This is a genomic window from Kitasatospora sp. NPDC059803 (genome assembly GCF_042732255.1).
Lineage (GTDB): Bacteria > Actinomycetota > Actinomycetes > Streptomycetales > Streptomycetaceae > Kitasatospora.
The window spans coordinates 1-8,512 of sequence record NZ_JBHWIJ010000343.1; the positions used below are offsets into that span (position 1 = coordinate 1).

Annotated in this window: 8 protein-coding genes and 1 tRNA gene; 7 read left to right on the forward strand and 2 right to left on the reverse strand. The window is 76.5% G+C overall.

The genetic code is table 11. The features are described 5' to 3' along the window. Nucleotides 1–280: 280 nt before the first annotated feature. Nucleotides 281–1,372 (forward strand): tetratricopeptide repeat protein, encoded by a 1,092-nt coding sequence (locus ACFV6I_RS34580; protein ID WP_380429755.1) that lies wholly within the window; start codon nucleotides 281–283, stop codon nucleotides 1,370–1,372. Between the two features lie 21 nt (nucleotides 1,373–1,393). On the opposite strand, the gene ACFV6I_RS34585 is transcribed toward ACFV6I_RS34580, so the two are convergent. Further along, nucleotides 1,394–2,050 carry a histidine phosphatase family protein gene (locus tag ACFV6I_RS34585; protein ID WP_363370111.1) on the reverse strand — a complete coding sequence of 219 codons (657 nt, stop codon included), beginning with the start codon at nucleotides 2,048–2,050 and terminating at the stop codon, nucleotides 1,394–1,396. Between the two features lie 287 nt (nucleotides 2,051–2,337). On the opposite strand from ACFV6I_RS34585, the gene ACFV6I_RS34590 reads away from it, so the two are divergent. Genes ACFV6I_RS34590 through ACFV6I_RS34600 form a run of 3 tightly spaced genes read left to right on the forward strand, consistent with a single transcriptional unit; the run spans nucleotide 2,338 to nucleotide 6,621 of the window. Continuing rightward, nucleotides 2,338–3,579 (forward strand): hypothetical protein, encoded by a 1,242-nt coding sequence (locus tag ACFV6I_RS34590; protein ID WP_380429758.1) that lies wholly within the window; start codon nucleotides 2,338–2,340, stop codon nucleotides 3,577–3,579. 55 nt (nucleotides 3,580–3,634) lie between these two features. Then, complete coding sequence (locus ACFV6I_RS34595; RefSeq protein ID WP_380429761.1) at nucleotides 3,635–5,260, forward strand: hypothetical protein; 1,626 nt, start codon at nucleotides 3,635–3,637, stop codon at nucleotides 5,258–5,260. Beyond that, complete coding sequence (locus ACFV6I_RS34600; RefSeq protein ID WP_380429763.1) at nucleotides 5,257–6,621, forward strand: AAA family ATPase; 1,365 nt, start codon at nucleotides 5,257–5,259, stop codon at nucleotides 6,619–6,621. Before ACFV6I_RS34595 ends, ACFV6I_RS34600 begins: the two co-directional genes overlap by 4 nt. A gap of 30 nt (nucleotides 6,622–6,651) precedes the next feature. Here ACFV6I_RS34600 and ACFV6I_RS34605 read toward each other — a convergent pair whose 3' ends face one another. Further along, nucleotides 6,652–6,978 carry a hypothetical protein gene (locus ACFV6I_RS34605; RefSeq protein ID WP_380429765.1) on the reverse strand — a complete coding sequence of 109 codons (327 nt, stop codon included), beginning with the start codon at nucleotides 6,976–6,978 and terminating at the stop codon, nucleotides 6,652–6,654. A 250-nt stretch (nucleotides 6,979–7,228) separates the two neighbouring features. Here ACFV6I_RS34605 and ACFV6I_RS34610 point away from each other — a divergent pair, with 250 nt between their 5' ends. The 3 genes from ACFV6I_RS34610 to ACFV6I_RS34620 all read left to right on the forward strand — a co-directional run bounded on the left by ACFV6I_RS34610 (nucleotide 7,229) and on the right by ACFV6I_RS34620 (nucleotide 8,473). Next, nucleotides 7,229–7,603, forward strand: a complete 375-nt coding sequence (locus ACFV6I_RS34610; RefSeq protein WP_063349289.1) for a hypothetical protein — start codon at nucleotides 7,229–7,231, stop codon at nucleotides 7,601–7,603. Between the two features lie 170 nt (nucleotides 7,604–7,773). After that, a complete protein-coding gene (locus ACFV6I_RS34615; RefSeq protein ID WP_063349288.1) occupies nucleotides 7,774–8,331 on the forward strand; it encodes a bifunctional DNA primase/polymerase in 558 nt (185 codons plus the stop codon). Nucleotides 8,332–8,399: 68 nt separating this feature from the next. Then, nucleotides 8,400–8,473, forward strand: a tRNA-Lys gene (locus ACFV6I_RS34620). Nucleotides 8,474–8,512: the final 39 nt, after the last annotated feature.

Consider the following 8,512-nt stretch of genomic DNA (forward strand, 5'->3'; position numbering starts at 1 on the left):
GGCGGCGCCCCCCCCGCGCGCGCGCCCCCCCCCCCGACCCACACCGCCCCCCGCCCCCCCCCGCCGGGCGCCCCGCCGCGGCGGGAGGGCCCAAGCCCCCCCGCTCCACCCACCGTTCCCGCCCCCGCCCGCCCCGCGCTCACCGCTCTCCACTCAACTCCCGTACGCTGCCTCGCCGTACGCGGATCCAGCCGCTCCGAACAGGCCCCCGTGGCCGAGGTCCGTCGCGGCGCCCCGGGGGCCTGATGGATCGCCCTATCTCGACGAGGAGAACGACGACGTGCGTCGCCGTACGTTCCTGGCCGGCGGCCCGACCGCGCTGGCCACCGTGATCGGCATCGACCGGCCGACCGTGGCCGCCGCCGCGGCCACCGGCGGTGCCGCCGTCGCCCCCGCCGCGCCGGTGCTGTTCGAGCCCGGCCCCGGCGCCTTCGTGCCCGGCCGCCCCGGGCCGGTACCGCCACCCCGCAGGGTCGGCGCCGCCGAGGTGCTCGGCGTCGAGCAGGCCGTCCGGGAGATCCGGCTGGCCGACGACGCGCACGGCGGCGACACCCTGTTCGAACGCGCCGGGCAGTCGCTGCGCACCGCCTACCTGCTGCTCAACGAGGGCGAGTACAGCGCGGAGACCGAACGCCGACTCCAGGCCGGGGCCGGCGAACTCGCCATCTCGGTGGGCTGGTTGGCGCACGACTCGAACCGGCTGGCGGACGCCCGCTCGCTCTACGCCGAGGCGCTCGCCACCGCCCGCATGGCCGGCGACGCCGCACTGGAGGCGCACGTGTTCTGCAACAGCGCCTTCCTCGCCCGGGACGCCGGCCGCCCCCGCGAGGCGCTGCGCGCCGCCCAGGCCGGGCAGGTCGCCGCCCGCCAGCTGGACTCCGCCCGGCTGCTCGCGCTGCTGGCCATGCGGGAGGCCGGCGGCTGGGCGCTGCTGCAGGACCGCGCCGCCTGCGAACGCGCGCTCGCCCGGGCGTACACGCTGTTCGACCGCGGCCGCGCCGAGGGGGATCCGGAGTGGATGTCCTTCTTCGGCGAGGCGGAGATCGCCGGCCTGCAGTCGCAGTGCTGGTCCACACTCGGCGACTGGGACCGCGCCAGCGAGCAGGCCGGACTGGCCATAGCGCTGCAGAAGCCGCACTTCGTCCGCAACCGGGTGCTGTACACCGCCGAGCTGGCCCACGACCGGCTCGGCCGGGGCGACTTGGCGGGTGCGGCGCACCACGGTTCGGCCGCCGTGGCGCTGTTCGGCGAGGTCCGCTCGGCCCGGATCCGGAGCATGCTGGCGGACACCGCCGAACGGCTGCGCCCGCACGCCGCCGTGACCGAGGTCCGCCACTTCCTGACCGGGTACGACCAGGCGGCGGCCGCCTGAGGCGCAGCTCCTGATGGTCCGTCAGTGACCGGCGGCCAGGCCCTCCAGGTGGGAGAGGTCGTTCCAGACCTCCACGGCCGGCGCGCCGTACTCCCAGGAGAGCACGCAGAGCGCGGCGGTGCCGAGCTTGAAGCGCTGGGCGAACTCGGGCGGCAGGCCCAGCCAGCGCGCGGTCAGGATGCGCAGCAGGTGGCCGTGCGCGAACAGGACGACGTCCCGGTCCGCGCAGTGCATGACGGTGGTGTCCGGCTCGGGGACGCCGTGCTCCTCGTTGAGGCCGGCGAGGAAGGCGTCCACCCGGGCGGCCACCTCGGAGAGCTTCTCGCCACCGGGCACGCCGTCGCGCCAGATCAGCCAGCCGGGGTGGTCGGTGGCACGGATGTCCGCGCCGGTGCGGCCCTCGTACTGGCCGTAGTCCCACTCCAGGAGCTCCGGGCGCTCCACCGCCCGGTCGCCGAAGCCGGCCAGGGCGCAGGTCTCCTTGGCGCGGCCGAGCGGGCTGGTGTAGACGAGCGCGTCCGGCAGCCCGTTCCAGGGGGCCTTGGCGAGGCGGGCGCCGAGCGCCCGGGCCATCGCCCGGCCCTCCTCGGTCAGCGGGATGTCGGTGCGGCCGGTGTGGCGGCCGGTGGCCGACCATTCGGTCTCGCCGTGGCGGACCAGCACGATTCGGGCGGGCATGGCAGGCTCCTCGCAGCGGGGTGGCGGCAACGGTCGGTCTCACCCTTGAGCACCGGGTTCCATGATCCCTCACCCGGACGGCGGGCACGATCGCGGGCCGGTCCGAAACGGTCCGGAGGCGGCTCCGGATCGAAACGGTCCGGAGGCGGCTCCGGTCCGGAACGGTCTCGGCACCCGGGCCGACCGGGGCGCGAGGTGTCCCCCATCCGGCACGCACGCGCGGTTCAGGCCGGAACAGGCCGGTCCGCACCGCATTGTCGGACCCGGGTGCGACACTGGGCCGCACCATGAACGTCTCGACGAACGTCCCGTCCACCGGGCACGCTGAGCCGCTCGCCCAGCGGCTCGCCGAACTGCGCGGTCCCGCGCCGCAGCGCAGCCTGAACGCCCGTTCCCTCGCCGCGCTCGCCGCCAATCCGGGCTGCCACCGCCGCGCCGTGCTCGACGCTGCGGGGGTGGACAAGTCGACGCTGGCCGCCCGGCTCGGCCGCCCCGCGCCCTTCGGGCAGTCCCCGTTCGCGATCGCCCGCGGCGTGATCTTCGAGTCCCGGCTGAAGGCGGACGACTACGCCGCGCTGCTGGAGCCGCTGCGCGGCCACCTCGGCGTCCCGGCGGACGGCGGCACCCCCTTGCAGGTGCCGGATCTGCTGCACCGCTCCGGGCCCGCCGTCCGGGCCGACCGGACGGTCGAGGCGCTGGCCCGGGCCGCCGCCGACCCGGACGCATGGACGCTGCTGGACCACCCGATGCTGCGCCTGGACGTGGCCGGCGGCACCGCCTACCTGGAGCCGGACGCGGTCGTGGTGCACGGCGGCCGGTGCACGGTGGTCGAGATCAAGTCCTTCCCGGTGCTGGACGGCGGCGCGGACCCGCCCAAGGTCGGCGCCGCCGCCCGCCAGGCCGCCGTGTACGTGCTGGCGCTCCAGCGGACCGCCGCCGCACTGGCCGGCCACCCGCTCGCCGACGACCCGTACACCGAGCAGCGGCTGCCCGGCAGCCCCCGGTCGAGCGTGCTGCTGGTCTGCCCGAAGGACTTCGGCAACCGGCCGACGGCCGTCGCCGTCGACGTCCGCCGCGAGCTCGCCACCACCCGCCGCCAGCTGAGCCGGATGACCGGCATCGACCGGCTGCTGGCGGAGCTGCCGGCGGGCGCCGACTTCGACCTGGCGGCCGACGAGGAGGGCGTGCCGGCCCGCTCCGCCGAGGAGCTGACCGCCTCGGTCGAGGCGGTGCCCGCCGCGTACGGCCCGGACTGCCTCTCCACCTGCGAGCTCGGTTTCCACTGCCGCGCCCAGGCCCGCTGCGGCGACCGGGTCGAGCAGCTCGGCCGGGGCGTGCGCGGCGAACTGGGCAGCATCCGGACGGTGACGCGGGCCCTGGCCGCCGCCGAAGCCGGCATCAGCCTGGACACTGACAGCGCCGACGTGGACAAGGACGTGGACGTGGACGAGGCCGCCGAACGGCTGGCCTACGCGGCCGCGCTGCGCGCCGAGGCACTGGGCAAGGCCCCGACGGCGGGTCACGCATGAGCGGGCGCAGCGCGGCCCTGCGCGAACGCGGCGGGCCCGAAGCGGGGGCGGGCGCATGAGCCTGCTGACCACCCTCGCCCGGCTGGAGGCCGTCCGCAGCGGGCGGGCCGAGCCGCTGGCCACCGTCCGGCACCGGCACCTGTCCGACCGCCCGATGGTGGTCGTGCCGCTGACGGCCGCCGGTGAGGCCGGCGCGCCGCTGGCGGTGCTGCTGGGCACCGACCGGGACGCGCCCCGGCTGCACCTGGTGCCGCAGCCGCTCAACCGCACCCTGCGGTTCGACTTCCTGGCCGAGCTGGCCGCCGACCTGCTGCCGTACCTGGAGTCCTTCGCCGAGGACGTGGAGCAGATCGAGGGCTCCGAGAAGGACCCGGAGACCGGCGAGAAGACCCAGGTGTTCCGCGAGCTGTGCGCCGACGCGCCGCAGCTGATCGTGCCGAACGGCGCGGGCGTGCGGCACCTGGCCCTGCTCGGCCGCTCCACCCGGTTCCGCCGCACGGTCGAGGACGACGAGCCGGGGCCGTACCCCGCGCCGGTGCGGGTGCCGCTGCTCGGCCGCTGGCTGACCCACCTCACCGACCGCGCCCAGGTGCCCGGCACCAGCCTGCTGCTGCCGATGACCGGTTTGCTGGCCCGGCACTGGGCCACCGGCCAGAGCCACCTGGAGGACCAGCACCTGGCCGCCCACCTGGCCTGGCACGCCCCGCCGGGCGGCCTGACCGGTGCCGAGGCGGCCGAGCGCGCCGAGTCCGCCCGGGACGACCGGGGGCAGTTGCTGCACCCGCCGGCCGGCCCGGCCACCGATCCGCGCTTCGACGAGTTCGTGCTCGCCCCGGCGATCGCCCGCTACGACACCGCCACGGCCGCCCTTCAGCACAGCGCCGAGCAGCGCGACGAGGCCGCCGCCGAGCGCGCCCGGGCGGCCGTCCGGGCGGCGGTCGAGCAGTTGCGCGAGGTGCTGGCGGCCGTCCTGCTGCCCACCTGGCGGGACGTCTGGCGCGGTCTGGACCTGTTGCGCGGGCTGCCGCCCGCCGGGCACCTGGCGGAGCGCTGGACCGGCGACCGCTGGTCCTACACCGGCCACCGGGACCGGCTGGCGGCCGGCGAGCCGCCGCAGCCGCGGCAGGACGACGCCGTCACGGCCGCCCGCAAGCTCGCCCAGCGCGAGCGCGAGCAGACCCGGCTGGACGTCCAGGAGGCGCTGGACGATCCGCTGGCGATGGCCGAACACCGGCTGTCCGGCGAGGCGTTCAGCGGCGTGGTGACCGAGGTGGTGCCGGACTACGACACCACCGGCCGCTCCCCCAAGCCGCGCCCGCTGATCACCCTGCGCACCGCCGACCGCCCGCACGCGGATCTCGGGCGGGAGGCGCACCGGGTGTGGGGGTTCCCCCAGCCGGAGGCCGGCGGCGGCCGGTCCCCGCAGAAGGCGGAGATCGCGGCGGTCGACCCGGCCGGGGGCACCATCACCCTGCGTCTGCTGTCCGGCATGGGGCGCAGGAAGGAGCCCGAGCCGGGCAGTCTGCCCGAGCCCGGCGATCCGGTCACCTTCACCCTGTTCGAGCTGACGGTCCGCCAGTCCGCGCCGCTGCCCGAGCCGGACGACACCCCGTGGACGCACGGCGGCCCGCCCGGCACCGCCCCCGTACCCGCCCCGTCCGTCTCCGAGGAGTGGGAATGATGGCCGAGTTGAGCGCCGAGCAGGCACCGGGCGCGGCCGCCGACGCCGCCGTGGCCCGGATCCTGGCCGCGACCGTCCACCCGGCGGCCGGCGCCCCGCGCGGCGTGGTGGTCGATTCCCCGCCCGGCGCCGGGAAGTCGACGCTGGTGGTGCGGGCGGCCCGGGAGCTGGTCGAGGCCGGCGAGCGGCTGATGATCGTCGCCCAGACCAACGGCCAGGTGGACGACCTGGTCGGCCGACTCGCCGAGAAGGCGCCGGACCTGACGATCGGCCGGCTGCACGCCGCCGACGCCCGGCCCGGCCCGGAGGTGCTGAAGCACGCCAACGTCACGCCCTCCGACAAGGTCGCCGAGCTGGTCGAGCACGACGTGGTGGTCTCCACCTCGGCGAAGTGGCAGTGGGTGCGGGCCGAGGCGCCGTGGCGGCACGCGATCGTCGACGAGGCGTACCAGATGCGTTCGGACGCCCTGCTCGCGGTGGCCCGGCTGTTCGAGCGGGCGCTGTTCGTCGGCGATCCGGGCCAGCTGGACCCGTTCACCGTGGTCGGCACCGAGCAGTGGGCGGGCCTGTCGTACGACCCGTCGAGCAGCGCCGTGGTCACCATGCTGGCGCACAACCCGCAGATCGAGCCGCACCGGCTGCCGGTCTCCTGGCGGCTGCCGGCCAGCGCGGCGCCGCTGATCTCGCGGGCGTTCTACCCGTACACGCCGTTCCGCTCCGGCACCGGCCCGGACGACCGCCGGCTGACCGCCGCCGTCCGGCCGGACGGCGGCGCGCTGGACACCGCGATCGACCGGGCCGCCGAGCACGGCTGGGCGCTGCTGGAGCTGCCCGCCCGGCACACCGTGCGGACCGATCCGCAGGCGGTGGCGGCCGTCGCGGCCACCGTCCGGCGGTTGCTGGAGCGTGGACTGACCGCCCGCTCCGAACAGGGCGAGGCCTCCCTCACCGCGGATCGGATCGCGGTCGGCACCGCCCACCGGGACCAGGCCGCGGCCGTCCGCGCGGCCCTGCTCAAGGTCGGCGTCCCGGTGGACCAGGCGGCCGGCCCGGCCGTCACGGTGGACACCGCCAACCGGCTGCAGGGCCGCGAGTACGACGTCACGGTGGTGCTGCACCCGCTCTCCGGACGGCCCGACGCGACGGCCTTCCACCTGGAGACCGGCCGGCTGTGCGTGCTCGCCTCCCGGCACCGGCACGCCTGCATCGTGGTGGCCCGGGCCGGGATCGGCGAGCTGCTGGACGAGCACCCGTCCACCGAGCCGGTCCAGCTGGGCGTCCCGGTCGCCTTTCCGGACGGCTGGGAGGCCAACCATCAGGTGCTGCACCACCTGAGCGGCCACCGGGTGCGGCTGGGCTGAGCGGCTGGGCTGAGCGGCCGGGCGGGCGGATCAGGCCTTGGTCTCGGTCTCGGTCTCGCAGGCGGCGTAGGCCTGGACGGTCCCGTGCCCGGCCCGCACCGCCCAGGTGCTCGGGTCGTCGGGGTTCGGCGCGTTGACCAGGACGGCGTCGCCGGAGCCGGCGGGCCGGAAGGCGTAGCCGCCCCCGGTGAGGTGGGAGCCTTCGGGGCAGGTCGCCGTCGACCAGCCGCCCGGGCCGCTCCACGGCCCGGTCACCACGGTGGTCGTCTCGGCGGCCCCGGCCGCAGGCGCCGCGGCCAGTCCGAGGGCCGGGGTGATCAGCAGGAGTCCGGCCGCGAGGCCCTTGCCTACGGGCATGGGTTCTCCCTGGGGTGGTGGATCGCTGGGACACCCGGGACAACGACGGCCCCGACGCCCCGACGTCGCCGCACGCGCCCGACCACCCGAAGGAGTAGCGCGACCCCGGCGCGTACGGGGGAATAGCGCCCGCACGCGCACCGTTCCGTTACCGGCCGCCGCCGCGCGACAATGGACGGCGGCCACGGCCGTGCGGCGCGGCCCGGAGCAGCCGCCGCCCACCCCCACCGAGACCCGGAGGTGTCCGTCCATGCCCGACTCCCACACGAAGGCGTCCGACCACGGCGGTCAGGCCGACCCCGCGCGGCGTCTGCGTCCGGTGCAGCTGCTGTTCGAGCCGCAGTCCGCCGAGCCGGAGCCGGAACGATTCTTCGATCTGGAGTCGATCGACGACCCCACGGAGCTGCTGCGCCGCTCCACCGAGCTGGCCCTGGCCTTCCGGACGGCCGCCGAGCGGGCCACCGACTTCCAGGCGGTCGCCGCCGCGCAGCTGGCGGACCCGCGCCGCTTCGACGCGCTGTCCGACGCCGAGATCGCGCAGCGGGCGGACTGGACCCCCGACTACGCGGCCAAGATGATCGAGTACGGCCGCGGGCTGCTCCAGCCCCGCCGCCACGAGGACTGAGCGCCGCCGGGCACAAGGCGCCGGAGCGCCAGGCACCCGCTGCTCCGGCGCCCCGGCATCCGCCGCTGGCATATGCGCGAGCGGGGAAGGGTACGCCGTTCCCCGTCGTCCTGTCCGGCAAACCGTGCTTTCCCTCCCGTCCTGCCCCCGGACGGCACAGGCTGCTGTCCGTGGACATCTGGACGTATCAGTCGGTGGAGTACGTCACCGTGGCCGGCGAGGCCTGGCTCGCCTCCGCCAGCGAGTACCCGCGCAGCATGCGCGCCCTCTGGGAGGCCCGGCCGTGGGCGCCCTCGGTGCTGCCCTGCGGGCGCGCCTTCGACGTGATCAGCATGCCGTCGCTGTTCGGCCGCCGGGTGCTGGACGAGCTGTGGGCCTCCGGGCCCGGCTGCGGGCCGGTCGCCTCCTACCGGGGGCGGACGCTGCTGTTCGTCCAGCCCGGTGCGGGGCCCCGGCTGCGCCGGCTGCTGGCCTGGGAGGAGTGGGCCCGGGACGTGCCGCCCCTGCTGTGCCACGGCAAGGGCGACGCGGTGACCGTGCCGCCGGTGCAGCGGATGGTGAACGGCCCGGACTCCCCCGGGCTGGGCTCCGGCCGGTGGATCGTCGCCCCGGAGGACCGGGAGCCGTGGCTGCCGGGCGCCTCGGTGGTGCTGTGGGCGTGCGTGCGGGCGGCCCGGGAGCCGGCTGCGGCCGTGCCGGCCGGCGCGGCGGCCGTGACCGGGGGGTGAACGGCGGACGGCCGGTATTCGATTTTGGCGCGGACCCCGGGCGCTGCTAAAGTCTTCTCTGTCAGCAGGCGCCGCTAGCTCAGTTGGTTAGAGCAGCTGACTCTTAATCAGCGGGTCCGGGGTTCGAGTCCCTGGCGGCGCACAGACAGCCGAGAGGCCCCTTGCGAAAGCGAGGGGCCTC